The organism is Corynebacterium pollutisoli (assembly GCF_900177745.1).
Taxonomy (GTDB): Bacteria; Actinomycetota; Actinomycetes; order Mycobacteriales; family Mycobacteriaceae; genus Corynebacterium; species Corynebacterium pollutisoli.
In genome coordinates this window covers 570,593-596,698 of sequence record NZ_FXAR01000001.1, presented here as the reverse complement: position 1 = coordinate 596,698, position 26,106 = coordinate 570,593, and the positions used below count along the sequence as shown (strand labels likewise).

Sequence of the window (26,106 nt, the reverse complement as noted above, 5' to 3'; positions counted from 1 at the left end):
ACTATACACGCGGGCGGGGGTGGCCGGAACGGGCGTCGTAAAGTTCGCGCTCGTAATTACGACCGTCCGACCCATAAGACGCACGACATAGTGCCGGGCCGCGGCTGACATGCGTCGAAGTTGATGGTCGTAATTACGAACAGGCCCTCACACCGATCCTCAGAACACCCCGCGCGGCGGATCCGCCTCCACGACGTCGACCTCGGGCTCCTCCTCCTTGGGGGCCTCGGCCGGGTCGGCGCCCTTGATCATCCACAGGATGGTGTCCAGCTCCTCCGGCTTGACCAGCACGTCACGCGCCTTGGATCCCTCGGACGGGCCGACGACGCCGCGGGTCTCCATGAGGTCCATGAGGCGGCCGGCCTTGGCGAAGCCGATGCGCAGCTTGCGCTGCAGCATGGAGGTGGAGCCGAGCTGCGAGGTGACGACGAGTTCGACGGCCTCGACGAGGTCGTCCATGTCCTTGCCGATCTCCTCGTCGATCTCCTTCTTGGCGTCGGTGGAGCGGTCCTCGGTGACGCCCTCGGTGTAGTTGGGCTGCGCCTGGTCCTTGGCGGACTCGACGACGGCCTGCACCTCCTCGTCGGTGACGAAGGCACCCTGGAGGCGCTGCGGCTTGCCGGCGCCCTGCGGGATGAAGAGGGCGTCGCCCATGCCGATGAGCTTCTCGGCGCCGGCCTGGTCGAGGATGACGCGGGAGTCGGTGAGGGAGGACGTCGCGAAGGCGAGGCGCGACGGCACGTTCGTCTTGATGAGGCCGGTGACCACGTCGACGGACGGGCGCTGGGTGGCCAGGACGAGGTGGATGCCAGCGGCGCGGGCCTTCTGGGTGATGCGGACGATGGAGTCCTCGATCTCCTTCGGCGCGGTCATCATGAGGTCGGCGAGCTCGTCGACGACGCAGATGATGAAGGGGTACGGGCGGTACTCGCGCTCGGAGCCGAGCGGGGCCTGGATCTCGCCGGACTTGACCTTGCGGTTGAAGTCCTTGATGTGGCGCACGCGGGCGGACTTCATGTCCATGTAGCGCTGCTCCATCTCCTCGACGAGCCACTGCAGCGCGGCGGAGGCCTTCTTCGGCTGCGTGATGATCGGGGTGATGAGGTGCGGGATGCCCTCGTACGGCGTGAGTTCGACCATCTTCGGGTCGACGAGGATGAGGCGCACCTCCTCCGGCGTCGCGCGCGTGAGCAGGGAGACGAGCATGGAGTTGATGAACGCGGACTTACCGGAGCCGGTGGAGCCGGCGACGAGCAGGTGCGGCATCTTCTGCACGGAGTGGGAGACGAAGTCGCCCTCGATGTCCTTGCCCAGGCCGATGAGCATGGGGTCGTGGTTGCCGCGGGTGGCGGGCGCGTTGAGGACGTCGGCGAGGCGGACCATCTCGCGGTCGGTGTTGGGCACCTCGATGCCGACGAGGGACTTGCCCGGGATCGGGGTGAGCAGGCGGACGTTGTCGGTGGCCACCGCGTACGCCAGGTTGGACTGCAGGTTGGTGATCTTGGAGACCTTGACGCCCGGGCCGAGTTCCACCTCGTAGCGGGTGACGGTCGGGCCGCGGGAGAAGCCGGTGACGGCGGCGTCGACGTTGAACTCGCGGAAGACGTCGGTGATGGCCTCGATCATCCGGTCGTTGGTCTCGGTGCGGGTCTTGGGCTTGTCGCCGTCGATGAGCAGGTCGGTGCTGGGCAGCTGGTAGTCCGTGGTGGTCTCCGGCTGGCGGGCCTCCGGGACGGGGACGGCCTCGAGCTCGGACTTCGGGGTGCTGGCGGGGACGGCGGCGGCATCGATACCCGAGCGGGCGACGATGGCCTGGCGCATCTGCTCGCGGGAGGCGGCGACGGCGTCGGCGGCGTCGGCGGCGTTAACGGCAGGGAACTCGTCGGTGTTCTCGCGGGCGACAGGCGTGTCGAAGAGCGTGTGCTGGGTGTCGTGCTCGAACTCCTCGGCCGGGTCCTCGTCGACCGGGTAGTTGTCCAGCGGGGTGTTGCTTCTCGACGCCCGCGTCGTCCGCGGGGTCGGCCGCGGACGGGGGCGCGGCGCCGGTCGGGGGGCGCGCTCGCGGCCCTCGGCGAGGGCGTCGATGTCGTCGTCGACGTGGCCGTAGAGGTCGTCACCGTCGACGTCGTCGTGCTCGGGGCCCGGGGTGCGGATGTCGCGGATGAGGTCGCGGACATAGTCGAAGGCCTGGCGGGTGGTGATGCCGGTGACCTTGAGGGCGCCGTAGACGATGACGAGGATGAGCAGCGGAATCGCCACGTAGGAGCTGAAGCCCAGGGCGAGGGTGCCGCCGGTCCAGGCACCGATGGCGCCGCCGGCGATGACGCGGCCGTCCCACTCCGCGGGGTTGCCGGCGAGGAGGTGGACGAGGCCCAGCATGGAGACGGCGATGAGGGTGGTGCCCACGGCGATGCGGGTGCGGTCGCCGGGGGCGTGGCGCACGCCGAGCATGAGGGCGATGGCCAGGGCGACGAGCGCCACCGGCAGGATGAGTGCACCGGCTCCGATCGCCAGGTGGGCGGCGGTGGAGATGGCGGCCCCGACGGGGCCGGCGATGTCCATCCACACGGAGGCGCCGAGCACGGCGGCCAGGCCGATGAGGGTGAGGGCGACGCCGTCCATGTTGACGTCGCGGGCCTCGCTGGTGGTCTCCTCGGGCTCGGTCGTCTGGGTGATACGGTCCTCCTTCGGGGCACGGCGGGTGAGGCTGCCGACGCCGCGGGCCATGGAGCTCAGCCCCCCGCCGACAGCACGGAACGCGCTGCCGGTCCTCTCCTCGGAGGTGTCAGCAGCGCGGAATGCGGAGGTCGCGGTGGCCGGGGGTGTGGCCTTGCTCCCTCTTCCGGAGGGCCGGGTGCGGTCCTTCTTGGTTCGTGACGCCGAGCTTCGTACAGACATGGCCCCCACTGTAGTTGCTCACGCCACACTATTCACATCAGCCACACCGGGCTCAGGGGCACTTTTTGGTCAAGGTCACAGCCCTGACCGGTGGGCGTCGGCGGGGTTGCCGTCGATGGCCACCTCCACCGCGTCACGCCCGTAGACCCACAGCAGCAGCTCCCCGACCTCGCCGCTGACACGCACGACGTTCTCCCCGTCGCCGCTCACCCCGCGCTCGTCGACGGCCACGATCCGCGGCATCCCGCTCGGATGGAGGATCACCGGGGCTGTACTCTTCGCCAGCATCCGCGGCGCCAGCATCTTCAGCGCGCCGTACAGCTGCCGGTTGACCACCGCGCTGAACTCGCGCGGCCGCGCCACGCCGTCGCCGCGGCGCACATCCTCGTGGTGGACGAAATGCTCCACCGTGTTCATCTGCCTGTCGATGAACCGCACCGGGTTGAACCTCCCCGGACCGGCGGCCCACTCGCGGACGAGGGAAGCGTAGTCCCGCTCCCCCGCCTTCGCGCTCGCCTTCGCCAGCTGGCCGGCCAGCGCCGGGATGAACATGCCGGCCGTCGCCAGCGGACGGTTCTCGCGCAGGAACAGGTGGACGGCGAGGTCGCGCGTGTCCCACCCTTCGCAGAGGGTGGGGGCGTCGGGGCCGGCGTCGATGAGCAGGGCGGCGAGGCGGGCACGTTCCGTACTGGAAAAAGACATGCACCCCAGCATAGTGCCGGGGTGCATGGACGGGGCGGGCTTAGAGCGAGGGGCGTGCGGAGGCCTTGATCTCGTCGTCGTCGATCGCGTCGTCGAGATCGGAGGTCATGGGCACGACCGTCGGCAGGATCATCGGCTCACGACGCCACTTCTGCTCCACGAAACGGGAGACGCGGCGGCGCAGCTGCTGGACCATGCGGTACGGGTTGTTCTCGCCCTCGGCGGCCAGATCGTTGAGGATGGTCTCCGCGAGCTCCTTGACCTCGGGGGTCATGGCGCGGTCATCCTCGGTGAAGCCCTTGGTCTCCACCGTCGGGGACTCCATCAGGCGGCCGGTGCGGTTGTCGATGATCGCCGTGATGGAGATCAGGCCGCCGGAGCCGAGGCTCGTGCGGTCGGCCAGGACGTCCGCGTCGACCTCACCCATGGTGGTGCCGTCGACGTAGAGGTTACCGACCGGGATCTGGCCGACGACCTGGGCGCGGCCGTCGACGAGGTCGACGACGACACCGTTCTGGGCCAGCACGACGCGGTCGCGCTCGGTGCCGGTGGCGATCGCCAGCTCCTTGTTGGCACGCAGGTGACGCCACTCGCCGTGGACCGGCATGGCGTTCTTCGGGCGGGCCGCGTTGTAGAGGAACAGCAGCTCGCCGGCGTAACCGTGACCGGAGGTGTGGACCTTTGCGTCCTTGCCGGTGACGACGGTGGCGCCGATCTGGGCCAGCATGTTGATGACACCGAACACGGCCTCCTCGTTGCCCGGGACGAGCGAGGAGGACAGGATGATGAGGTCGCCGTCGCGGACGGTGATCTGACGGTGCTCACGACGCGCCATCCGTGACAGGGCCGCCATCGGCTCACCCTGGGTACCGGTGGTGATGAGCATGACCTTGTGCGGGGCCATCTTGGAGGCGTCGTCCATGGACACGATCGTGCCCTTCGGCGCCTTGAGGTAGCCCATCTTCTCGGCGATCTCCATGTTGCGGATCATCGAGCGGCCGTTGAAAGCGACCTTGCGGCCGGCGGCGACGGCGGCGTCGACAGCCGCCTGCACGCGGTAGACGTTCGACGCGAAGGACGCCAGGATGACGCGCTGACGGGCGTCGGCGACAAGCCGCTTGAGGGTCGGGGCGACGTCGGCCTCGGAGCCGGAGACACCCGGGGTGGTGGCGTTCGTCGAGTCGCAGAGCATGAGGTCCACGCCCTCGTCGCCGAAGCGGGACAGGGCCGGCAGATCGGTCGGACGACCGTCGGTCGGGGTCTGGTCCAGCTTGATGTCACCGGTGTGGATGACCAGGCCGGCACCCGTCTTGATGGCCAGGCCGAGGCAGTCCGGGATGGAGTGGTTGACGGCCCAGAAACGGATGTTGAACGGACCGCGGTTCTCGTTGGAGGACTCGTTGACCTCAATGAGCTTCGGTCGCTGGCGGTGCTCCTTGCACTTCGCGGCGATGAGCGCGAGGGTGAAGCGGGAGGCCAGGATCGGGATGTCCGGACGCAGCTTGAGCAGCCACGGGATGGCACCGATGTGGTCCTCGTGGCCGTGGGTGACCACGAGCGCGTCGACGCGGTCGAGGTGCTTCTCGATGGGGCCGAAGTCCGGCAGGATGAGGTCGACGCCCGGCTCACCCGAGGACGGGAAGAGCACGCCGCAGTCGACGATGAGCAGACGGTTGTTGTACTCGAAGACCGTCATGTTGCGGCCGATCTCGGAGATACCGCCCAGCGCGTAGATGCGCAGGCCGTTCTTCGGGGCCTTCGGCGGCTCGGGCAGACGCTTCGTCAGATCCGCGCCCTGCATGGACTTGACGACGTTACGACGCCCCCGTCCACCCTGGTTGCGGTCCTGGTTCTGCCCACCCTGGTTGCCCTGGTTGTTGCGGCCGCCCCGGCCCCCGCGGGAACGGTTTCCGCCGCGGGAGCGGTTGCCGCCGCCGTTGTCGGACTTGGCGCCGCCGCCGTTGTTGTTGTCGGCAGACTTCTGGGTGTTCTGCTCTGCGTTTCCGTTCGTCTCCGGGGTCGGTGCCTGGAAAACCGGGGATGCAGCAGTGCTCTCGGTCTCCGGCGGGCCCGCCTTGCGGGTGACCTTCCGGGCACGATTACGGGATTCAGTCATATTTAAAGGACTCCAGCCTTCTCCATGTCACGGCGGAGGGCCTCGATCTCCTGCTCGTCGGGTGCGACGACAGGCAGACGCGGGTCCCCCACCTCAATGCCCTGCAGACGCAGGGCAGCCTTGGCCATCGTGGCTCCACCCAGGCGACCCTGGGCGGCGATGAGCGGTGAAAGAACAGTGGCGTTGATTTCCCGCGCACGGGCGAGGTCGCCTTCCTCGAAACTTGTGTACAGCTCACGCAGGGCGCGCGGTGCGGCGTGGCCGACCACGGAGACGAATCCCGAGGCGCCGATGGACAGCCACGGGATGTTCAACGGATCATCGCCGGAGTACCAGGCGAGACCGGTCTCATGCATGAGCAGTGCAGACTCGGCCATGTTACCCTTTGCGTCCTTCACCGCACGAATGGTCGGCAGTTCCGCGAGTCGGCGGATGGTGTCGGCCTCGATCGGAATCGACGAGCGCGGCGGGATGTCGTAGAGCATGATCGGCAGCTCGGTGGCGCCTGCGACAGCCGAGAAGTGCTGGTAGAGGCCTTCCTGGCTGGGCTTCGAGTAGTAGGGGGTGACCACCAGGAGTGCGTCGGCGCCCGCCTCGGCGGAGGCGCGGGCCAGCTCGATGGAGGCGGCGGTGTCGTTGGTGCCGGCGCCGGCGATGAGCTTCGCGCGGTCCCCGACCTCCTCCTTCACGGCCTTGAGCAGCGCGAGCTTCTCGTCCAGGGTCGTGGTCGGGGACTCGCCCGTGGTGCCGGCGAGCACCAGGGAGTCCAGCCCGTTGTCGACGAGGTGGGCGGCGATGCGGCGGCCGGCCTCGATGTCGAGGGCGCCGTCCCGGTCGAAGGGGGTGACCATGGCGACGCAGACGGTGCCGAAGTCCTCGACTCCGGTCTTGGAGGTCAAACCTGTACTCATGGTGGTCAAGGGTACCTCTTTCATTTATCGGAGGGGGAATCCCTGGCGCGTCAGAAGTCCGTGGCGTAGGGACTGACGGCCATTTCCGTGCCGTCGGACAGGGTGGAGATCTGGAAATCGGAGAAGAGCACGGGAGACTGCTGCTGCAGCAGGCGCAGACAGGCCACGGCGAGGGCGCGGATCTCGACGTCGGCGTGCTCCGTCGCGCGCGCCCCGATGAAGTGCCGCCACGCCCGGAAGTTGCCGGTGACGACGATGCGGGACTCGGTGGCGTTGGGCAGCACCGCGCGGGCGGCCTGGCGGGCCTGCTTCTTGCGCAGCAGGGCGTTGGGCTCGTCGGAGAGCTTGTCCTCGAGGGCGTCGAGAAGCTCCTGGTAGATGAAGCGGGACTCGTCGACGGCGCGGAGCATCATCTGGGCGAGCTCGGGGTCCTCGGCGATGAGGGTCGGCAGGACGACCTCGGCTTCGTCGGTGTGGACGAATCGCTGGCTCAGCTGCGAGAAACTGAAGTGGCGGTGGCGCACCAGCTCGTGGGTGGCGGACCGGGAGATGCCGCGGATGTAGAGGGTGGCGGTGGCGTGCTCGAGGAGCGCGGTGTGGCCGACCTCCATGATGTGGCGCAGGTAGGCGTCGTTGGCGGCGGTACGCGGGTTGGGCTTGTCGAAGGTCTCGTAGCAGGCGCGGCCGGCGAACTCGACGAGGGCCTCGGCGCCGGTGGCGGAAACGTCGACGTCCCAGTCGACCCCGGAGGGCGGGGTGAACGTGGTGGCGGCGATGAGCTGGACGTCCAGCTCGACAGGCTTGGCCATCTAGATCCCCAGGTAGCCGTCGAGTCCCACGGTCAGGCCCGGGTGCCCGGCGATCTCGCGGACGCCGACGAGCACGCCCGGCACGAACGAGGTGCGGTCGTAGGAGTCCTGGCGGATGGTGAGGGACTGGCCCTGGGCGCCGAAGATGATGTCCTCGTGGGCGACCATGCCGGTCATGCGCACGCCGTGGACGCGCACGCCGTCGACGTCGGCGCCGCGGGCCCCGTCGAGCGACTGCTCGGTGGCGTCCGGGATGGGGCCGAGACCGGCCTCCTTCCGCGCCTCGGCGATGCCCTGCGCGGTGTGGATCGCGGTGCCGGAGGGGGCGTCGAGCTTGTGCGGGTGGTGGTACTCGACGACCTCGGCGGAGTCGAAGAAGCGGGCGGCCTGCTGGGCGAAGCTCATCGCCAGCACGGCGGAGATGGCGAAGTTCGGGGCGATGAGCACGTGGCCCGCACCCTCCCTGCCCGTCCACTCGCGGACCTGCGCGAGGCGCTCCTCGTCGAAACCGGTGGTGCCGACGACGGCGTGGATGCCATGGGCGGTGGTGAACTCGAGGTTGCCCATGACGGAACCCGGGGTGGTGAAGTCGACGACGACCTGGGCGCCGGCGTCGACAAGCATCTGCAGGTCATCGCCCTGATCGACCTGCGCGACGAGCTCGAGATCCTCCGCCGCGTTGACGCCCTCGCACACCGCCGAGCCGACGCGGCCCTTCGCGCCGAGCACTCCCACCTTGATGGCCATGGTTCCTCCTTGAGTCCGGTTCATTCGGTGTCCCAGTGTAGGCGCATAGGATCGGGGCATGCGCATCAACATCACCAGCCTCTACGTCGCCGACCAACAGCAGGCCCTCGACTTCTACACCCGCGTCCTCGGGTTCGAGGTCAAGCACGACGTCCCCGTCGGTGACGGGGCCCGCTGGCTCACCCTCGTCTCCCCGGAGGACCCGGACGGCACCGAGCTACTCCTCGAGCCCATGGGGCACCCCGCGGCGGCCGTGTTCTGCGAGGCCCTCTACGCCGACGGCCTGCCCTTCACCCAGTTCGAGGTGAGCGACATCGAGGCCGAGTACCGGCGGCTGCTCGACCTCGGTGTCGTGTTCTCCATGGAACCCACCGAGGCCGGGCCGGTCACCGTGGCGGTGCTCGACGACACCTGCGGCCACTGGATTCAGCTGATTCAGCCATGAAACGCCTGCTGGTAACCCTGCCGCTGCTGCTCGTGGGCTGCGCGCAGCCTGCCGAGACGCCGGAGCCGACTGCGCCGGAGCCGACCGTGACGACCACTTCGACCACGCCTGAGCCGCCTGCGCCCGCACCGACGACACCGTCGACGACCCCGTCCACCACCATCACCGCGACCGCCACCGAAACCTCTGCGACCGCTCTCGCGCCGCTGGGCACACCCGACACCGCGCGCCAGGAGAACTGGGACTCGCTCACCGGAGAGCTCCACGTCACCGGCTACCGCATCGGCGAGCACGAGCGTTTCGACCGCCTCGTCTTCGACCTGGCGGGCAACGGTGAGCCCGGATGGTTCATCGAGTACACCGAAAAACCGCTGCAGCAGGCCTTGGGGTTCCCGGTCGACTACGAGGGCGCGACCGCGCTGCACGTCATCATCACCGGCACGCCCTACCCCATGGGCGACGACTCCGGTCTGCTGGCCCACGGCCCGCATCCGGGCGGCGGGGTGATCAACGGGGTCACCTTCGCGAGCCTCTTCGAGGCCCACTCCGAGTTCGTCATCGGCCTCGATCAGGAGTACCCGTACTCAGTGACCTTCCTGGAGGACCCGAAACGGCTGGTCATCGACCTTATCAAAGAACCAACAGACCCCTAACGATTCGGCCATAACCGGTGACAGTTCCCGGTTATGACCTTTAAGGTGGGACTATGACCGCTTATCGACGCCCCCTCATCCCCGCCGTCACCGTCACGGCGCTGCTACTCACCGCCTGCAACACCGAGGGCACCACCGATGGCGGTACCACCACGACCAACCCGCCGCTGACCGTGACGTCCACGGCCGCGCCGGTGGGCACGACCACCACGACCACACCCGCCGAGACCGACACCGACCCCACCACCACGGTGGCGACCACCACCACGACCCCGGCCGCGGACAACCCCACCCCGGACCGCCCGCTGGGCACCCCGGCTGTCACCTCAGAGAATCGCGAACCGGTGTGGGTGGATCCCCCGCCGCTGGTCACCGGGATCCGCGTGGGCCGCCACGAGAACTTCACCCGCGTGGTCTACGACCTCATCGGTGACGGCGAGCCCGGCTGGATCACCCAGTACATCGACCAGCCCTACCAGCAGGGCTCCGGGTTCGACGTCGACGTCGCCGGCGAGGCCTTCCTCATGGTGAACATCACCGGCACCACCTACCCCTTCGAGCACGACCACGAGGGCGCGGCCACGGGGCCGTACCCCGGCACCGGCGTGGTCGAGGAGGTCTACAACACCGGCACCTTCGAGGGCCACACGCTCACCTACATCGGACTGGAGGCGGAGCTGCCCTACTCGGTGACGCTGCTGCAGAACCCGCTGCGCGTGGTGGTCGACATCCAGCACAAGTAGCAGCCCACATATCCGCAGGTCAGACCACATGTAGGACACGTGTTCTATGGTGTGGCCATGTTCCCCACCAAGGACGCCCTCGCCCGCTCCCTGACCACCGCCGCCCTGCCCGCCGCCCTCACCGATCTCGCCCGCCCCGCCGCCCTGCTGCGACCGGAGGCCGGCCTCCCGCAGCGGGTCGGTGAGTCCCGCTTCGGCGGCCATCCCGATCTGCCGCCGCACCTGGACTGGCCGTGGATCCCCCGCTACGACATCCGCATGCCCTTCCTCGCGCAGATCAACCTCGCGGACGTCCGCGGGATGAGCGGGCTCGACCTGCCCCGCTCCGGGCACCTGTACTTCTTCTACGACACCGAAGGCCAGCCCTGGGGCTACGAGGACTTCCACAAGGAGGGCTTCCGCCTGCTCTACGCCCGCGACCACGGCCTGGTCCCCCGCGAGGCGCCGGCAGGCACCCACGTGTTGCCCGCCCACCGGCTCCTTCCGGAGGCCGTGTTGTCCATGCCCGGCAGCTGGCAGGGGGACGAGCGCTACTCCGGCTGGCACTACCGGGCGCCCGACACCGACGGGGTCCACCACCTCGGCGGACACCCGGTGCCCATCCAGGGGCCGGTGGAGGGCTTCGGCCGGGTGCTGCTCGCGGAGTTCACCTCCGGTGGGAAGGGCCAGTGGCAGTGGGGTGACCACGGGCGGCTTTACGTCACCATCTCTCGGACGGCGCTGCGTCAGCGTCGCTGGCGGGACGCGCGCCTGGAGCTGCAGTGCTACTGAAGGTTGCAGGCCGGCTGTCGGGCACACCAGCCGGATACGGCCTACGATCCAGTCTTGTTCGCCACCCACGATGCACTCCGTGCCTCTCTCGCCGCCTCGGACCTGAAGCCGACGATCCAGGAGCAGTTCCTCACCCTGGCCCGCCCCACCGCGCGTCTCGCCGCCACGCCCGGTGTCCCCACCGAGCCCGGCCAGTCCCGCTTCGGCGGCCACCCCGACCTGCCGGCGGAGATCGAGTGGCCGGCGCACGCCGGCACCGGTGAGCCGCTGCCGTTCCTCGCCCAGGTCAACCTCACCAAGATCGTCGGGCTCACCGATCTGGAGCTGCCCACCTCCGGGCATCTCTACTTCTTCTACGACTCCATCGAGCAGCCGTAGGGTTACCAGCTGGCCGACCGGGATGGCTTCCGCCTGGTCTACGCGGCTGCGCCCGGCGTCGAGCAGCGCGAGGGTCCGTCCCCGCTGCCCGCCCACCGCCTGACCCCGGTGTCCGCGGTGACCGTGCCGTCCGATAACTCCTCCGCCGTCGATTGGTCCGAGGACGAGGACGCCTACTTCGCCTGGTCCGACGACACCCCGGACGCCACCGAGCACCACCACATCGGCGGGGGGCCCTCCGTGATCCAGGAGGACGACATGGCCGCGAAATCCTCCGCCCTGTCCCGGGGTCTGGAGTACCGCCACGGCATGGAGGTTTCAGACGATTCCGGCGGGTGGGTGCTGCTCGCCCAGTTCGCCTCCCACGACGACGGGGACTGGTCCTGGGGTGATGACGGCTGACTCTACGTCTGGATGCGCCGCGAGGACATCCGCGACGGGAGGTGGGAGAACGCGCACCTCGTGCTGCAGTGTTTCTGAGCCCGAGTCCGCCAACGCGAAGCGCCCCCGCCCACCCGGCAGGGTGGACAGGGGCGCGTCAGCGGCGAACCGAGGCGTTTAGCCCTCGACGGGGACGAGGGAGATCTTGCCGCGGTTGTCGATGTCGGCGATCTCGACCTGGACCTTGTCACCGACGATGATGACGTCCTCGACCTTCTCGATGCGCTCGTCGCCACCGAGGTTCGAGATGTGGATCAGGCCGTCGCGACCCGGGGTCAGGGAGACGAAGGCACCGAAGGCGACGGTCTTGACGACAGTACCCAGGTAACGCTCGCCGACCTTCGGCAGCTGCGGGTTGGCGATGGAGTTGATCTTCTCGATCGCGGCATCGGCTGCCTCACCGGAGGCGGCGGACACGTAGACGGTGCCGTCGTCCTCGATGGAGACGTCGGCGCCGGTCTCCTCGGTGATGGAGTTGATGGTCTTGCCCTTGGGGCCGATGAGCTCACCGATCTTGTTGATCGGCACCTTGACGGTGGTGATCTTCGGGGCGAGCTTGCTCATCTCGTCGGGGCCGTCGATGACCTCGGACATGGTGTCGAGGATCGTGAGGCGTGCCTCGCGGGCCTGGGCGAGGGCGTCGGCAAGCACCTGGGACGGGATGCCGTCGAGCTTGGTGTCCAGCTGCAGGGCGGTGATGAACTCCGGGGTGCCGGCGACCTTGAAGTCCATGTCGCCGAAGGCGTCTTCGGCGCCGAGGATGTCGGTCAGCGCGACGTACTTGGTCTCACCGTCGACCTCATCGGAGACCAGGCCCATGGCGATACCCGCGACCGGGGCCTTGAGCGGAACGCCGGCGTTGTACAGGGAGAGGGTGGACGCGCAGACGGAACCCATGGAGGTGGAACCGTTGGAGCCCAGGGCCTCGGAGACCTGACGGATGGTGTACGGGAACTCCTCGCGGGACGGGATGACCGGCTCGAGGGCGCGCTCGGCGAGGGCACCGTGGCCGATCTCGCGGCGCTTCGGGGAACCGACGCGGCCGGTCTCACCGGTGGAGTACGGCGGGAAGTTGTAGTGGTGGATGTAGCGCTTGGACTTCTCCGGGGACAGCGAGTCGATCTGCTGCTCCATCTTGAGCATGTCCAGGGTGGTGACACCGAGGATCTGGGTCTCGCCACGCTCGAAGAGGGCGGAGCCGTGGGCGCGCGGGATGAGCTCGACCTCGACGCCGAGGTCACGGATGTCGGTGACACCGCGGCCGTCGATGCGGAAGCCCTCGGTGAGGATCTTCTGGCGTACGATCTGCTTCATCAGCGAGTTGTACGCGGCGCGGACCTCCTTGGCGGCGTCCGGGTTGTCGGCGAAGGAACCGACGAGGGACTCCTCGATCTCGACCATGTAGTCGTTAGCGGCGTCCTCGCGCTCGTGCTTGCCCTTGATGGTCATGATCTCGGCAAGCTTCTTCGAGGCCTTCTTCTCGACGGCCGCGTAGACCTTATCGCCGTACGCCGGGAACACCGGGAACTCCTGGCGCTCCTTGGCGGCCTGCTCGGCCAGCCCGGCCTGCGCCTTGCACAGGAGGGAGATGAACGGCTTGGCGGCCTCGAGGCCCTCGGACACGGTGTCCTCGGTCGGGGCCGGGGCACCGCCCTTGACCAGCTCGAGGACGTTGGCGCCGGCGCCGGCCTCGACCATCATGATGGCGACGTCCTCGCCCTTGCGACGGCCCTTGCGCTCAACGAGGCGGCCGGCGACGACCATCTCGAACACGCACTGCTCGCGCTGTGCCTGGTTCGGGAAGGCAACCCACTGGCCCTTCGGGTGCTTGTCATCGGCGATCAGTGCGATGCGCACACCACCGACGGCGCCGGACACCGGCAGCCCGGACAGCTGGGTGGCAGCGGAGGCACCGTTGATGGCGACAACGTCGTAGTAGTCCTCCGGGACCTGCGACATGACGGTGATGACGACCTGGACCTCGTTGCGCAGACCCTTGACGAAGGTCGGACGCAGCGGGCGGTCGATGAGGCGGCAGGCCAGGATCGCGTCGGTGGAGGGACGGCCCTCACGACGGAAGAAGGAACCCGGGATGCGGCCGGCGGCGTACATCCGCTCCTCCACATCGACGGTCAGCGGGAAGAAGTCGAAGCCCTCGCGCGGCTGGTTGGACGCGGTGACCGTGGCCAGCAGCATGTTCTCGTCGTCGAGGTAGGTGGTCACGGAACCGCCGGCCTGGCGGGCCAGCTGACCGGTCTCGAAACGGATCTCACGGGTACCGAAATCACCGTTGTCGATCTCGACGGTCGCCTCGGTGACGCCGTAGTCCTCGTCGACGTGAATCTGTACGGGGTTGCTCATGTATCTCCTTGGAAGATGAGTCTCATCGACGATCATCGGTGCCGTCGAAAAAATGTCCTTTACAACGGGGGACATTCTACCAGGTGTGGTACAGGTTTCGGAATGCCGAAACCCGCCCTCCGAACGGAGAGCGGGTTTGGGTGTTACCCGCGGGCTGACGCCTGGCCTGAGGGGGACGAGCGGAATACCACGGTGCCCTTCATCAAGCGGCACATGAAACAGTCAGAGCTCGCCTCCAGCAATCCCCTCCATTGCGGACAATGAAGGTGCGGACTACAGGGCTTGGTAGACGTGGGGCTGGGAGATACCGCAGAATTGACCCTGGTAGTGAATGCTCGCATCCATGGCTTCCTGGATAACGCCGATGCACATACGGGGCGAGGCCGAGTGGCGCGGCACTACGTGCCCGGCTCCACCACTCCTACCAACTAGAGTGCCGACGGCGGAACCACTAACTCCAAACCGGCCGGCACCCAGCCCTTTCCTGTCCATGAACTTTGGACTACGAGTAACCCGAAGCTCCGCCGCCGCAGTGAGGGTCTCGCCCGTGCCGACGGGTCTGCCCTCACCCAGCGCCCGCCGTAAAATGGTGCTACCCGTAGCGAGCACCCCCCGACCACCAGTGGAGCCCAGATGACCTCACCGACATCGCGTAGCAATGGGACAAACAAAGAAGATCTGTTGCCCAGAATCAGGCTCCGTGGCTTGGGCGACCCCGACGCTCAGTTGGTCATAGAGAACATCTGGCCGCACATCACTGGTGAATGGAGAGGCGTCATCGCCGGTGAGTGCGCTGTCGGCGAGGAACACTGGGCCGTTGAGCACGCTCTTCAAGGAGCATGTCTTGCAGGCCATTCTCTGCCGTCCGATGCTACTCGAGCGGCAAAAAGAATCGCAGACGAGTTAGGCGGACACTTGCGAAAACGCATCAATTACTGGCTCGACACCGTGGGCCGCGAAAATCCGCCTTCAGCGTGAGCATGCACGAAACCCGCCCTCCGAGCGGAGAGCGGGTTCGCGGAAGATCTGAGTTCGCTTAGCGACGCAGGCCCAGGCGGGCGATCAGGTCACGGTAGCGGTCGATGTTGTTGTCGGCCAGGTACTTCAGCAGGCCGCGACGACGACCGACGAGCAGCAGCAGGCCACGACGGGAGTGGTGGTCGTGCTTGTGGAACTTGAGGTGCTCGGTCAGGTTGTTGATGCGGTTGGTCAGCAGTGCGACCTGAGCCTCCGGGGAACCGGTGTCGGTCTCGTGCAGGCCGTACTCGCCCAGGATGTTCTTCTTCTGCTCAGAAGTCAGAGCCATGATGAATCTCTCTTCGTTGTTTCAGTCCACATGAAATGTCCCTGGCCTGGGGTTTCACGCCCTAGGCCTGGTGGCGCAACTGCTGTGGACCGCAGTCGCATGAAGCCTTGGAGGATCTTACCGGGTGAGGTGGGTGGGGACCAAATCCCTGAACGGCCGCCGACTCAAGTCGTTGCAAATCCTAGGTTGGAGAGGACTCTATGTACCAACCAAATCCGAAGTTCATCTGAGCCATCTTAGAAAAACTGTGTGGCCCCTAATCACCCAAAGGAGTACGTCGTGGTGATCCTCCCGATCATTGTGCTGGCCCTACTCGAGGCGGAGCTGGCTCCGATTGGACACCGAGCTCTCGCAATTGCAAAGGCTCAGCTGCGCCCACGCCCAAGCCCGATCTGATCCTCCCTGAAGAACTCGAACGTACTGTAGCCAATCCCGTCTACGACACTTCTCAGTACAGGTTCGCGGCAAAACACACCGTGATGCCGCGAAGTAGGCAGAGAACCTCCCCGACCTCACCCAGGGATACAAAGATGAGGTTCGCGAGGTCTTCAAGAGGCCCAACATAGACTCCGTGATTCACGGATCTGGGCGATCGGAATCGACCGACTCCCCGGCATCGACACGACTCAGTCGTTCGTAACCGATCCCTCAACACGGCCAGAACAGGGATTCCTAAGGGAAGTGGACGAGGAGCTAGAACGTCTTGTCTTCTTCTATTAGCTTCCGAAGAATGTCGGCTCTATCCCGAATCCCGGCGACCTTGACATCGTTGATCTGCTGATCGCCGGCTGCCAGCAGTTCCTTGGCTGAGTCTGCCCCTAAGGCACTCAACTCACGTTCTGTGCTCTCCCGTATGGCATTGATCGACTGGATCTCATCGTTGATTCTCGTCGCAATGATGTCGATGAGACTCGTTGCTTCTTCGCTTATGGCGGCCTTCTCTCGGTCGGAAATATCACCGGCGTTAGTGTCACGCACGAAATCGGCCACGGTCTGCAGGTCGCTCAAGAAGGGGTGCTCAAGAACCGATACGTTCTGAAGCTCGGCGAGCTCTGCCAGCTTGATCATGATGTCACCAAAGGCTGGATGAGTGACACCGTTCAGCCCTTCAGAAGGGTAGTCTTCACCATCCACATCAATCCCAGCGACCGTGTGGTTGATACTCATCCGCCGGACTACGAACCCCACCGCGATGATGGTCAGATTCACTGCGATCCCGCTCCACGATTGCGCAAACAGCGTCAAAGGAAGAACCATCAAAGCCAAGAACATCGCTGCGGAGGCGATCACTGCCCGTTCTGGCAAGGGTCTACGAGAACGCAGCAACTTGTGTAACCGGTCGGTTCCTCTCTGATTCAGGGTGACTTCCAGGGCCTGCGGGACGTCCTCATCCAGCAAATCGCGGACTACCTCGGATCCTTGTGACAACGACTCCACGTCGTCGATCTCCATTGGCACTGTGTTCGGTAGGAGGTAGATCACCGCCTGGGGCACTTGCCGACGTACACCGGCTCTGTAGAGATCACTGTAAAGCTCCCGCTTACCCGCCAGACGCTGAGGATTGGTAAGCAGGGACGCGGCAGGCTGCTTCTTTATCGAAGACAATCTTTGCTCCTCTTGTAGAACTGTTGGAGCTAAGAATAGTTCGGGCCCATTTCTGGAGGTTCTGGACTCCCGCTAAGCAGTCGTGAGCCTCAAAACCGACAACGAGGACCGCGACCTTCTCCTATGCGATAAATCTGGTATCACCTTGTGGCACAGCCAGGCAGCTACTAAACGGACGTCGATGGAGATGCTGAGTAGCTTCACGGGGCATAGCCCTACGCCCCCACCCAAGCCCCCGCTTCGGTATACACCACAGCAAACGGCAGGGCCTTGTTCTCGTTGCCTTCGCTGAACCAGAACAGCACGGGGCCACGCTCCCCGAGAATGACTTCCTTCGGCGAGCCCCAGCTCGGTAGGCTACCGAGAATGACGGTCTCGGCAACCACGTGGGCGCCCTTTTCATCGATCACGGCCTTGATCGACTGCCGAGTGGACCTGTCCAGACCTTTCACGAAGGCTTCGTAGTCCACGTCCTGCTGCGGGACGATGAGGGTGTCGACCTTCTTGTCCTCGGTGGAGAAGTCCTTCATCCAGCGGCGGACATCCGCGACGAGGTCGAAGGCGTCGAGCTCCGACACCTCCGAGGGCAGTTCGGCGAACCAGGCGCGGAGCTTGCGGTTTTCGAGTTTGATGTTCACTCGCGCGACCACCGCGTCCTCCAGTTCGGCGACGCGCGCCCCAGCCAGCTGCACGCCGGAGGCCTGTCCGCCTGCGTAGGCGGTGAAGGGCTTGAGTTCGGCGTCGACGTCCCAGGTGAGTTGGCCGGTGTCGATTTTCGCGGCGACGTTGAAGGGCGTGACCTCCACCTCGGCCAGGGCCACGAGGTGCTCGGGCATCTCGGCGTCGAGAACCTCTGGAATCTGCACCAGCGGCAGCTGTTCGGCGGCGATGCGCAGGGTGACGGGGTCGAAGGCGGCGATGCCGTTACGCAGTTCCATTCAGGCCCTCCGGAGACAGGTCAGGTGTTTGCGGCCAGCCTAGTCAATCGGGTCATGAATTCGCCGAGGAATTTTGCCACGTCCACGCCGACGGCGACATTGACCAGCGGGCCCTGTCGCGAGAGGTCGCCGATGGTACGTCCGCGGGTCTCCCCAGCCACGTCGACCTGCATGGGAAGCGCCAAGCACTCGACGAGCGAGGGGTCGACGGCCACGGCCACCGCCAGCGGGTCGTGCAGGCCGCAGCCGCCCAGGTGCGGGGAGGTGGTGGCGTAGGCACCGATGTAGTGGTCGGCGGCGTCGGCAAGCATCGTGCCACCGGGCGTGCCGAGGGCGCGCCATTGCGCGGTCTCGGTGCGGGTGAGCAGGGTCTTGAGGGTGACGTCGAGGCCGATCATCGTGACGTGGCGCGCGCGGCGGAACACCTCGTTCGTGGCCTCCGGGTCCTGCCACACGTTCGCCTCCGCCCACGGGCGCACGTTGCCGGGCACGGTGAGCGCACCGCCCATCATGACGATGCGCGCGTGCTCGGCGAAGTGGTCGTCGTCCAGCGCCGCCGCAATGGTCGTCGACGGCCCCGTCGGGACGATGACGAGGTCAGGGTGGGTATGGACGGCGTCGATAAGTAACTCGACGGCGGAGCCGGCGGGCCCGGTCGCCGGTGCGGGGAGTTCCACCTCGCCGAGACCGTTGGCACCGTGGATGAACGCGGAGATCTCCGCGACCTCGAAATCCTCCCGCTGCGGGCCGGGGTACACGGGGACATCCGGGCGGCCGAAGAGCTCGAGGAGGGCGAGGGTGTTGCGGACGCCGTCCGCGACCGTGACGTTGCCGTAGGTGCCGGTCACGCCGATGAGCTCGACCTCGGGGGAGGCGAGGGCATAGGCGAGGGCGAAGGCGTCGTCGATACCCGTGTCGAGGTCGAGGATGAGTTTCACCCGAGGATCTCCCGGACGCGGCTGACGTCATTGCGGATGGCGGTGAGCAGTGCATCCACCGAATCGAACTTCACCATGTCACGCACGTGCTCGACGAAGGCGACCTCAGCAACGTGGCCGTAGAGGTCGGCGTCACGGTCGAGGATGAAGGACTCGACGCTACGCTCCTTGTCCCCGAACGTGGGGTTCTTGCCCACGGAGATCGCCGCCGGGTACCTCTCCCCCGGCTCCATGTCGCCGTCAATCGGACCGTCGCTGACCACCGTGAACCAGCCCGCGTACACTCCGTCCGCCGGCAGCGCCACGGAGTCGTCGAAGTACTGGTTGGCGGTGGGAAAACCCAGCTCCCGGCCGCCCCGACCGGCACCGCGCATGATCTCCCCGCGCACCGTGAACGGGCGCCCCAGGGCCCACTCCGCACGCGCCACATCCTGCTCCGCGAGGAAACTGCGGATCGTCGAGGAGCAGATACGCATGCCCTCATCGTGCAGCAGATCGACGATCTCCACGTCCACACCGTGCCGCATCCCGCGCTCACGCATCGTGTCGGCGGTGCCGGCGGCGTCGCGTCCGAACGTGAAGTTCTGCCCGACGACCACGCACTGCGCCTTGAGACCGTCGACCAGCAGGGTCTGGAAGTACTCGTCCGGGGTCTGACCCGCGAGCTCCACGTTGAAGTCGATGATGAGGACGGCGTCGATCCCCAGCTCACCCGCCCGGGCGATCCGCTCCTCCACCGAATTGAGCAGCACCGGCGCACGATCAGGCAGAAACACCCTGATCGGATGCGGATCGAACGTCACCATCACCGCCGGCACACTGCGGATGTGCGCCTGCCGCACCGCCTCCTGGATGAGGCGCTGATGGCCGCGATGGACGCCGTCGAACACGCCGATGGTGACCACCGACACCTCGAGATCGGCGGGGATGTCTCCAAGTCCGTGCCAAACATTCACCGCTTCAGACTACGGCATACACTTCCCCTATGACCGATCCCCTGGCCAGTTCCGGACTCGTCGTGGTGGACAAGCCGCAGGGCATGACCTCCCACGACGTCGTCTCCCGCCTCCGCCGCATCTTCTCCACCCGCCGCGTCGGGCACGCCGGCACCCTCGACCCGATGGCGACGGGCGTGCTCGTCGTCGGCATCGAGCGCGGCACCCGCTTCCTCGCGCACCTGGTGACGGCCACCAAGGCGTACGACGCCACCATCCGCCTGGGTGCCGCGACCACGACGGACGACGCGGAGGGCGACGTCGTGTCCGGGGCGTCGGCGGCTTCTGTGTCGTCGGAGGATGTTCTGGCGGCGATGGCCGACCTCACCGGCGACATCATGCAGCGCCCGGCAGCCGTGAGCGCCATCAAGATCGACGGCAAGCGCGCCCACGAACGCGTCCGCGCCGGCGAGGAGGTGGAGATCCCTGCGCGACCGGTGACGGTGTCCCGCTTCGAGGCGCTGGCGTTCCGACGTGAGGGCGAGTTCCTCGACGTCGATGTGTCGGTGGACTGCTCCTCGGGCACCTACATCCGCTCCCTGGCCCGCGACCTCGGGGAGGCGTTGGGCGTCGGCGGGCACCTCACCGCTCTCCGACGCACGTCGGTGGGGCCCTTCGAGCTTGCCGACGCGCTGACGCTCGAGCAGCTGGAGGAGTCGCCGCGGCTGTCCCTCACCCTTGACGAGGCGCTCGCCCGCTCCTACCCGGTGCTCGAGGTGACGGAGGAGGAGGCCGAGGCCCTGGCCATGGGCAAGTGGCTCGAACCGCGCGGCCTCGTCGGGGTGCACGCGGCGGTGGCACCGGACGGGCGCTCCATCGCGCTGATCAAGGAGAAGGGCAAGCGCTTGGCGACGGTGTTCGTGGCTCGGCCGAACACGCTTTAGGCGGTGCGGCGGGCGTGCGCTCGCAGGGTCTCACGCAGCATACGGAGGAAGCGGCTCTCCCCCTCGACGACGGTTGCGAGATCCGCATACGTCACATGCAGCCGCGGAATCCCCGCATTGGTCAGCGCCCGGTCGCGCTCCCGGTCCTTGCGCATCTGCTCAGCCGGGGCAACACCGGTGGAGCCGTCGTACTTCAGATCACCGTCGGTCTCCACCAACTGGAAACCGTTGATCATGAGATCCACTCTGTGTCGCCCACCGAGGACGGGCACCTGGGGCTCCACGCTCGTGACCTCCGGCAGATCAGCGACGAGGATCTGTGCGCGGGCCCATGACTCGAGGGGACTCTCGGCGCGGGCGTCGGCAAGCTCGAGAGCCCGGCGGGCGACACTCAACCCACGGATCCGGCCCAGGTCATCGAGGAGAGCCGCAGCGCGTTGCCGGGTCATGTTCTTCAGCGTGAGTACGTGATCGAACGCCACGATCCCGTCCACCAGCCCGTGGTAGCGGCAGATGTCCACCACCGTCCGGATGATCCGGGTCACCCGGACCCCGTGTACCTCCGTGACCTGCTCCTGCGGCAGATTCGCGCGTCGATACCGCACGCCCTCAGGCCACTGCTTCACGGGAGGTCTCCCGCCGCCGGGGAGCACGATGGTGGCCGGCTCCTCGTTCCCCAGGACCGGGATACCGTGCAGCCGTGCCGCGGACTTGCCGACGAGAACCGCTGTCCGGCTCCCCAGGCCCACCGCGAACGCCCGTATCGCCTGCTGGTCCCAGGTCTGGAATGCCCGGAACGCGGCGGCAGGTACCGCGATCTCCGGGCACAGAAGTAGGAACCTCCCCTGCCTCAGCTCCCGCCGGAATGCCGGGGTACCGGCACGACGGCTCCGCATCCTGATGAATTCGATCTCCCCGCTCCAGTCCCGCACGGGTGCAGTATGGGCCGGGACCGGCGGACGGTCCAGCGGGACATTGCGGCGGCTGTGGATAACGTCGTGGCGGACCCGGGTTGCCCACAGTTCTCGGTGCGTCAGTGGTGCCCGGGGGTGGCAGCTGGTAACGGGGTATCCGGGTGGGGGCAGAAGACGGGTGGATGCACGGGTGTCCACGGTGAATGCCCCGACTCGAATACCCCCTTACGTCACCGCCGTCGCAGCGATGACGTAGCCGTCGTCGACCATCCAGCGCCCGGAGATGAACGGCACCGGGGTGGGGCGCACGAGCAGGTAGGAGACGAAGGAGCCGTCGGAGCGGATGTCGATCTCCGCGTCCTCGAAGCCGAGCCAGCGGTGCGTCATGGGAAACCACGCCTTGTAGGTGGCCTCCTTGGCGCAGAAGAGCAGGCGGTCGGCGCACTCGATGCCTTCGTTGCGCAGGCGCTCGAGCTGCGGCATCTCCCCCGGGCGGGCGATGGAGCCGATGACCTCCCGTGGGAGGGGGTCGGCGGGTTCGGCGTCCAGCCCCATGGACCGGACGTGGGTGCGGGGGGCGACGACCGCCGCGCGGAATCCCTCCGTGTGGGTCATGGAGCCGGTGATGTCCCGCGGCCACAGGGGCATGCCGCGCTCGCCGCGGAGGATGGGCTCGTTGTCCCACTCCCCCAGGTCACGCAGGGCCTGGTGGGCGCACCAGCGGGCGTCGCCGAACTCGGCCTTGCGTACATCGACGGAATGGGAGACCAGCGCCTGCTCGAGGGGGTGCAGGCCGTGGTAGTTCTGCAGGTCGGGACGCTCGCGGTCGGTGATGACGTAGCAGAACCGCGCCGCATCCGGGAACAGGGAGGAGTTAAGCATCGTCCTCGCCCCCCAGGCGCATGACCGGGTAGGGCCAGGGGTTGAGGTGGCCGTGGCGTTCCCATTCGCGCGGGTAGCCGAGGGAGACCTCGATATGCGGGATGCCGGCGACCTCGGTGACACCCGGCATGTGCAGGTGGCCGTAGATGACCGCCTGCGCCTGGTAGCGCTCCGCCCAGGTGCGGGTGTGCCGGGTGCCGCACCACAGGGCGATCTCCGGGTGCCGCATGACCAGCGTCGGCTCCTGCACCAGGGGCCAGTGGTTGATGAGGATGGTGGGGCCGTCGATGAGCGAGAGCCGCTTGATCGAGTACGCCAGACGATCCCAGCACCACGCACGCACGTCGACGAACGGAGCGATGGCGAACTCGTCCGTCATCATGATCTGCCGGTCGTGGGCCGCCTGCACCGCCTGCTCCACCGTCATGCCGGGGCCGCGGAAGGAGTAGTCGTAGAGCGTGAACAGCGGCACGAGGGTGACGCCGCCGAAGGTCGGGTACGGATCCTCCGGGGTGAGGACATCGATGGCGCGGCAGGCGTCGACAAGCTCGGTGTACTTGTCGCGGCCCTGGTAGCGGTCGGTGGAGCGGGAGAAGAGCTCGTGGTTGCCGGGCACCCAGATGACCTGCGCGAAACGCTGCCGGAACTGCGTGAGGATGCGCACCACCAGGTCGGTGCGCTCGGCGACATCACCGGCGACGATGAGCCAGTCCGAGGGGTCCTCGGGCTGGATGTCATCGATCCGGGCGACGTTCGCCTTGACGGCGCCGTGCAGGTCACTGACCGCCCACAGCGTTGTGCTCATGCACACCTCCTTCTCTCAGTATGTAACCACAGGGCCCGGAACCCTCGGTGTTCCCACGTGGATTTTCCGGCCGCGCGGCCTTGTCCCAGGTCGCGGCCTGTGACTGGTGGGATTGACGTGGGAACACCGAGGTACCACCTACTCCACCACGGCCCAGCGCATCGAGCGGAAGCGCCACACGACGGCCACGAGCCGGATGACGATGAAGGCGACGAGGCCGCACCAGATGCCGGTGAGGCCGGCGTCGAGAAGCAGGGCCAGCCAGACACCGGGCAGGAAACCGCCGAGCACCGAGATGATGGTGATGGTGCGCAGGAAGGCGGCGTCGGAGGCGCCGAGGAGGACGCCGTCGAGGGCGAAGACGACACCACCCAGGATGATCATGAGGATCATCAGCCACCACGGCCCGGAGATGGCGGCGAGCACCCCGGAGTCGGTGGAGAAGATCCGCGGGATGACACCTGCGCCCAGGGCGAAGACCGCGCCGAGGCCCGCGGCGAACACAGCGGAGTAGAGGGTGACCTTCTGCCCCACCTGCTTCGCGACGTCCACCGTCCCTCGACCGAGCGCCGCACCCGTGAGCGCCTGCGCGGCGATGGCGAGCGAGTCCAGGACCAGGGTGATGAAGTTCCACAGCTGCAGCAGGATCTGGTGCGCCGCCAGCGACGCGGTGCCGAAACGCGCCGCCACGGCCGCCGCCGAGATGAACGCCACCTGGAAGGACAGGGAACGCAGGATGAGGTCACGCCCCATGACGAGCTGGCGTTTCATGATGCTCCACCGTGGTCGCCACGAACCGGAGTGCTCGCGGCGCAGGGCCAGGAGGAAGAGCGTCGAGGTGATGGTGATGCCCACGACGTTGGCCATCGCGGAACCGGGGAGCCCGAACTCCCCGACGAGGACGGGGATGAGGATCGCCCCCGGGATGACGCCGGCGAGCGTGTACCACAGGGGGCTGCGGGTGTTCTGCACACCGCGGAGCCAGCCGTTGCCCGCCATGATGATGAGGGTGAGCGGGATGGCGATCGACTCGATGCGGATCCACTCGGCGGCGGCCGCGGCTATCTCCGGATCGCCGGTGAGCCACTCGCCGATGCGCCCGGCCAGCGTGAACACGATCGCCGCGAGTGTGAGCCCCACGCCGAGTCCCACCCACGTGGCCTGGACGCCCTCGGCGACGGCGTCGGCACGCCGTCCGGAACCGTAGAGACGGGAGGCGCGCGCGGTGGTGCCGTAGGAGAGGAACGTCAGTTGCGTGGTCACCGTCGACTGGACGGTCGTGCCCACGGCGAGGGCCGCGAGTTCGAAGGCGCCGAGGCGGCCGACAACGGCGGTGTCGAGGAGCAGGTAGAGCGGGGTGGCGGAGAGCACGCCGAGCGCCGGGAGCGCCAGCGCGAAGATCTGCCGGGCCGAGACTGTCACTGCCTGCGGAGCTCCGTCAGCAGGGCGGCGGTGGCCTCGGCGGCGGTGCCGCGGAAGGTGTAGCCGGCGGCCGGGATGTGCCCGCCGCCGCCGAGCGCCACGGCGATCCGTGAGACGTCCATCTCGTTGGAGCGCAGCGACACGTGCCACACCCCGGGGACGGTCTCCTTGAACACCGCGCCGAGGTCGGTGCCGTCGAGCGAGCGGACGAAATCCACCAGGCCCTCCACCGCCGGGAGCGACCCCGACTGGACGAGCGCGTGATCGGCGACGATGAGCGCCAGGTGGTTCTCCCCCGCCGCATGCACCTCGACGCTCGCCAGGGCGCGGCCGATCATGCGCAGATCGGCGACGGAGCCGGAGTCGAGGAGGTCGACGGCGATGGCACGGACGTCGAGACCCGTGTCCATGAGGCGCGCGGCGAAGGTGTGCATCGCGGGGCTGCCCCAACGGAAGCTGCCGGTGTCGGTGAGCAGGCCCGCGTAGAGGGCGTGTGCGATCGGCGGCTCGAGCTCGATGCCCATCATGTCGAAGAGGCGGCCGAGGACCGTGGTGGTGGATTCCGCGTCGAAATCCAGCAGGTTGACGCGGCCGAAACCCTCGTTGGAGGAATGATGGTCGATGACCACGGTGTCCTCCGCGCGGGCCGCGATCGCCCCGGCGAGGGTGCCCGCCCGGTCGATGGAACCGCAGTCGACGGTGACGATGAGGTCGACCTCCGGCAGGTGATCCACCAGCTCAACCTCCCGCGCACCGGGGATGGTGAGCAGGTTCTCCGCGAAAGGGTCCGCCTGGCCGATGAGGCCGACGGCCTGCTTGCCCAGCTGACGCAGGGCGCCGACGGTGGCGCACACGGAGCCGATCGCGTCGGCGTCCGGGCGCACGTGACCGATGACGGCCACGGAATCGGCGGCCGCCAGGGCCGCCGCGGCCGCGGCGTACGAGTGCACTAGCGCTCGTCCGTCTTGTACGGGTTGGCGTCGCCGGCGGGCTTCGCGTTCTCCTTCAGCTTCGCCAGCTCGGCATCCCGGGCACGGGCGCGGGCCAGCAGCTCCTCCATGTGGGCGGAGGCCTCCGGCACGGTGTCCACCTCGAAGGACAGGGTCGGGGTGAAACGCACACCGAGCTGGTCACCGACGATCTTGCGCAGCTGACCGCGGGCGCGGTGGAGGGCCTCGGCGGCGGCGTCGTAGTCCGGCTCGTCGGAGATGTCCCGACCGCGGACGGTGTAGAAGACGGTGGCGTCATGCAGATCGCCGGTGACCCGGGTGTCGGTGACGGTGACCAGCTCCAGGCGACGGTCCTTCACCTCGCGTTCGATGGCGGAAGCCACGATCGTCTGGATGCGCTTGGCCAGGCGGGCGGCGCGGGCGTTGTCAGCCATGTCGGTCTCCTTGAGTCCGGGTGCAGATACGATGTCCCATTCTACCCGTCGGACACAC

The 26,106-nt window shown here is 67.4% G+C and carries 22 protein-coding genes and 2 pseudogenes; 6 read left to right on the top strand and 18 right to left on the bottom strand.

Going from position 1 to position 26,106, the window contains the following annotated elements:
* Positions 1 to 159: 159 nt before the first annotated feature.
* From B9Y70_RS02880 to dapB, 6 genes and pseudogenes are all read right to left on the bottom strand, one after another.
* Positions 160 to 2,898 (bottom strand): FtsK/SpoIIIE family DNA translocase, encoded by a 2,739-nt coding sequence (locus B9Y70_RS02880; protein ID WP_085548719.1) that lies wholly within the window; start codon positions 2,896 to 2,898, stop codon positions 160 to 162.
* Positions 2,899 to 2,973: 75 nt separating this feature from the next.
* Positions 2,974 to 3,600, bottom strand: a complete 627-nt coding sequence (locus B9Y70_RS02875) for a TIGR03085 family metal-binding protein (protein WP_240309102.1) — start codon at positions 3,598 to 3,600, stop codon at positions 2,974 to 2,976.
* Positions 3,601 to 3,640: 40 nt separating this feature from the next.
* Positions 3,641 to 5,521: pseudogene (locus tag B9Y70_RS02870) on the bottom strand (ribonuclease J); the annotation flags it as partial.
* A gap of 197 nt (positions 5,522 to 5,718) precedes the next feature.
* A complete protein-coding gene (gene dapA, locus B9Y70_RS02865; RefSeq protein ID WP_085548831.1) occupies positions 5,719 to 6,627 on the bottom strand; it encodes a 4-hydroxy-tetrahydrodipicolinate synthase in 909 nt (302 codons plus the stop codon).
* Between the two features lie 50 nt (positions 6,628 to 6,677).
* Positions 6,678 to 7,436: an FAD-dependent thymidylate synthase gene (gene thyX, locus B9Y70_RS02860; RefSeq protein ID WP_085548716.1), complete on the bottom strand. Its 759-nt coding sequence runs from the start codon at positions 7,434 to 7,436 to the stop codon at positions 6,678 to 6,680.
* Entirely contained in the window at positions 7,437 to 8,183 is a 747-nt protein-coding gene (gene dapB / locus B9Y70_RS02855; RefSeq protein WP_085548715.1) for a 4-hydroxy-tetrahydrodipicolinate reductase, read from the bottom strand.
* A 58-nt stretch (positions 8,184 to 8,241) separates the two neighbouring features.
* Here dapB and B9Y70_RS02850 point away from each other — a divergent pair, with 58 nt between their 5' ends.
* The 5 genes and pseudogenes from B9Y70_RS02850 (at position 8,242) to B9Y70_RS13265 (ending at position 11,575) form a co-directional block, all read left to right on the top strand.
* On the top strand, positions 8,242 to 8,628 hold the full coding sequence (locus tag B9Y70_RS02850) for a VOC family protein (protein ID WP_085548714.1): 387 nt from the start codon (positions 8,242 to 8,244) through the stop codon (positions 8,626 to 8,628).
* Positions 8,625 to 9,281 carry an AMIN-like domain-containing (lipo)protein gene (locus B9Y70_RS02845; RefSeq protein WP_085548713.1) on the top strand — a complete coding sequence of 219 codons (657 nt, stop codon included), beginning with the start codon at positions 8,625 to 8,627 and terminating at the stop codon, positions 9,279 to 9,281. The genes B9Y70_RS02850 and B9Y70_RS02845 overlap by 4 nt, the downstream gene beginning before the upstream one ends.
* 53 nt (positions 9,282 to 9,334) lie before the next feature.
* A complete protein-coding gene (locus tag B9Y70_RS02840) occupies positions 9,335 to 10,024 on the top strand; it encodes an AMIN-like domain-containing (lipo)protein (RefSeq protein WP_085548712.1) in 690 nt (229 codons plus the stop codon).
* 57 nt (positions 10,025 to 10,081) lie between these two features.
* Positions 10,082 to 10,795 (top strand): YwqG family protein, encoded by a 714-nt coding sequence (locus B9Y70_RS02835; RefSeq protein WP_143337478.1) that lies wholly within the window; start codon positions 10,082 to 10,084, stop codon positions 10,793 to 10,795.
* Between the two features lie 3 nt (positions 10,796 to 10,798).
* A pseudogene (locus tag B9Y70_RS13265) lies at positions 10,799 to 11,575 on the top strand (YwqG family protein).
* A gap of 156 nt (positions 11,576 to 11,731) precedes the next feature.
* Here the strand turns inward: B9Y70_RS13265 and B9Y70_RS02820 are convergent.
* The 6 genes from B9Y70_RS02820 to B9Y70_RS02795 all read right to left on the bottom strand — a co-directional run bounded on the left by B9Y70_RS02820 (position 11,732) and on the right by B9Y70_RS02795 (position 19,718).
* On the bottom strand, positions 11,732 to 13,975 hold the full coding sequence (locus B9Y70_RS02820; RefSeq protein ID WP_085548708.1) for a polyribonucleotide nucleotidyltransferase: 2,244 nt from the start codon (positions 13,973 to 13,975) through the stop codon (positions 11,732 to 11,734).
* 1,036 nt (positions 13,976 to 15,011) lie between these two features.
* Positions 15,012 to 15,281, bottom strand: a complete 270-nt coding sequence (gene rpsO / locus B9Y70_RS02815) for a 30S ribosomal protein S15 (protein WP_085548707.1) — start codon at positions 15,279 to 15,281, stop codon at positions 15,012 to 15,014.
* Between the two features lie 693 nt (positions 15,282 to 15,974).
* Positions 15,975 to 16,733 (bottom strand): hypothetical protein, encoded by a 759-nt coding sequence (locus B9Y70_RS02810; protein WP_143337477.1) that lies wholly within the window; start codon positions 16,731 to 16,733, stop codon positions 15,975 to 15,977.
* A 368-nt stretch (positions 16,734 to 17,101) separates the two neighbouring features.
* Positions 17,102 to 17,824: a hypothetical protein gene (locus tag B9Y70_RS02805; RefSeq protein WP_085548705.1), complete on the bottom strand. Its 723-nt coding sequence runs from the start codon at positions 17,822 to 17,824 to the stop codon at positions 17,102 to 17,104.
* A 20-nt stretch (positions 17,825 to 17,844) separates the two neighbouring features.
* On the bottom strand, positions 17,845 to 18,762 hold the full coding sequence (locus B9Y70_RS02800) for a nucleoside hydrolase (protein ID WP_085548704.1): 918 nt from the start codon (positions 18,760 to 18,762) through the stop codon (positions 17,845 to 17,847).
* Positions 18,759 to 19,718, bottom strand: coding sequence for a bifunctional riboflavin kinase/FAD synthetase (locus tag B9Y70_RS02795; protein ID WP_085548703.1), 960 nt, complete (start codon positions 19,716 to 19,718; stop codon positions 18,759 to 18,761). Before B9Y70_RS02795 ends, B9Y70_RS02800 begins: the two co-directional genes overlap by 4 nt.
* Positions 19,719 to 19,747: 29 nt before the next feature.
* Here B9Y70_RS02795 and truB point away from each other — a divergent pair, with 29 nt between their 5' ends.
* A complete protein-coding gene (truB, locus tag B9Y70_RS02790) occupies positions 19,748 to 20,641 on the top strand; it encodes a tRNA pseudouridine(55) synthase TruB (RefSeq protein ID WP_085548702.1) in 894 nt (297 codons plus the stop codon).
* On the opposite strand, the gene B9Y70_RS02785 is transcribed toward truB, so the two are convergent.
* From B9Y70_RS02785 to rbfA, 6 genes are all read right to left on the bottom strand, one after another.
* On the bottom strand, positions 20,638 to 21,537 hold the full coding sequence (locus B9Y70_RS02785) for a hypothetical protein (RefSeq protein ID WP_143337476.1): 900 nt from the start codon (positions 21,535 to 21,537) through the stop codon (positions 20,638 to 20,640). The two genes, truB and B9Y70_RS02785, sit on opposite strands and share 4 nt — an antisense overlap.
* Before the next feature lie 243 nt (positions 21,538 to 21,780).
* Positions 21,781 to 22,437 (bottom strand): 4'-phosphopantetheinyl transferase family protein, encoded by a 657-nt coding sequence (locus tag B9Y70_RS02780; protein WP_085548700.1) that lies wholly within the window; start codon positions 22,435 to 22,437, stop codon positions 21,781 to 21,783.
* Positions 22,430 to 23,242: a metallophosphoesterase family protein gene (locus B9Y70_RS02775; RefSeq protein ID WP_085548699.1), complete on the bottom strand. Its 813-nt coding sequence runs from the start codon at positions 23,240 to 23,242 to the stop codon at positions 22,430 to 22,432. The genes B9Y70_RS02780 and B9Y70_RS02775 overlap by 8 nt, the downstream gene beginning before the upstream one ends.
* A 138-nt stretch (positions 23,243 to 23,380) precedes the next feature.
* Positions 23,381 to 24,664, bottom strand: a complete 1,284-nt coding sequence (locus tag B9Y70_RS02770) for an MATE family efflux transporter (RefSeq protein WP_240309101.1) — start codon at positions 24,662 to 24,664, stop codon at positions 23,381 to 23,383.
* Positions 24,661 to 25,614, bottom strand: coding sequence for a DHH family phosphoesterase (locus B9Y70_RS02765; RefSeq protein ID WP_240309100.1), 954 nt, complete (start codon positions 25,612 to 25,614; stop codon positions 24,661 to 24,663). The genes B9Y70_RS02770 and B9Y70_RS02765 overlap by 4 nt, the downstream gene beginning before the upstream one ends.
* Positions 25,614 to 26,048, bottom strand: coding sequence for a 30S ribosome-binding factor RbfA (gene rbfA / locus B9Y70_RS02760; RefSeq protein WP_085548698.1), 435 nt, complete (start codon positions 26,046 to 26,048; stop codon positions 25,614 to 25,616). Before rbfA ends, B9Y70_RS02765 begins: the two co-directional genes overlap by 1 nt.
* Positions 26,049 to 26,106 lie beyond the last annotated feature (58 nt).

Excerpts from the sequence above, each read along its gene's own strand:
- thyX (WP_085548716.1), bottom strand. The coding sequence starts at position 7,436 with ATGGCCAAGCCTGTCGAGCTGGACGTCCAGCTCATCGCCGCCACCACG.
- B9Y70_RS02780 (WP_085548700.1), bottom strand. The coding sequence starts at position 22,437 with ATGCTTAACTCCTCCCTGTTCCCGGATGCGGCGCGGTTCTGCTACGTC.
- rpsO (WP_085548707.1), bottom strand. The coding sequence starts at position 15,281 with ATGGCTCTGACTTCTGAGCAGAAGAAGAACATCCTGGGCGAGTACGGC.
- truB (WP_085548702.1), top strand. The coding sequence starts at position 19,748 with ATGACCGATCCCCTGGCCAGTTCCGGACTCGTCGTGGTGGACAAGCCG.
- dapB (WP_085548715.1), bottom strand. The coding sequence starts at position 8,183 with ATGGCCATCAAGGTGGGAGTGCTCGGCGCGAAGGGCCGCGTCGGCTCG.
- B9Y70_RS02785 (WP_143337476.1), bottom strand. The coding sequence starts at position 21,537 with ATGCGGAGCCGTCGTGCCGGTACCCCGGCATTCCGGCGGGAGCTGAGG.
- B9Y70_RS02805 (WP_085548705.1), bottom strand. The coding sequence starts at position 17,824 with ATGGAACTGCGTAACGGCATCGCCGCCTTCGACCCCGTCACCCTGCGC.
- B9Y70_RS02810 (WP_143337477.1), bottom strand. The coding sequence starts at position 16,733 with ATGGAGATCGACGACGTGGAGTCGTTGTCACAAGGATCCGAGGTAGTC.
- B9Y70_RS02880 (WP_085548719.1), bottom strand. The coding sequence starts at position 2,898 with ATGTCTGTACGAAGCTCGGCGTCACGAACCAAGAAGGACCGCACCCGG.
- B9Y70_RS02850 (WP_085548714.1), top strand. The coding sequence starts at position 8,242 with ATGCGCATCAACATCACCAGCCTCTACGTCGCCGACCAACAGCAGGCC.
- B9Y70_RS02820 (WP_085548708.1), bottom strand. The coding sequence starts at position 13,975 with ATGAGCAACCCCGTACAGATTCACGTCGACGAGGACTACGGCGTCACC.
- B9Y70_RS02835 (WP_143337478.1), top strand. The coding sequence starts at position 10,082 with ATGTTCCCCACCAAGGACGCCCTCGCCCGCTCCCTGACCACCGCCGCC.
- B9Y70_RS02845 (WP_085548713.1), top strand. The coding sequence starts at position 8,625 with ATGAAACGCCTGCTGGTAACCCTGCCGCTGCTGCTCGTGGGCTGCGCG.
- dapA (WP_085548831.1), bottom strand. The coding sequence starts at position 6,627 with ATGAGTACAGGTTTGACCTCCAAGACCGGAGTCGAGGACTTCGGCACC.
- B9Y70_RS02840 (WP_085548712.1), top strand. The coding sequence starts at position 9,335 with ATGACCGCTTATCGACGCCCCCTCATCCCCGCCGTCACCGTCACGGCG.
- B9Y70_RS02875 (WP_240309102.1), bottom strand. The coding sequence starts at position 3,600 with ATGTCTTTTTCCAGTACGGAACGTGCCCGCCTCGCCGCCCTGCTCATC.
- rbfA (WP_085548698.1), bottom strand. The coding sequence starts at position 26,048 with ATGGCTGACAACGCCCGCGCCGCCCGCCTGGCCAAGCGCATCCAGACG.
- B9Y70_RS02775 (WP_085548699.1), bottom strand. The coding sequence starts at position 23,242 with ATGAGCACAACGCTGTGGGCGGTCAGTGACCTGCACGGCGCCGTCAAG.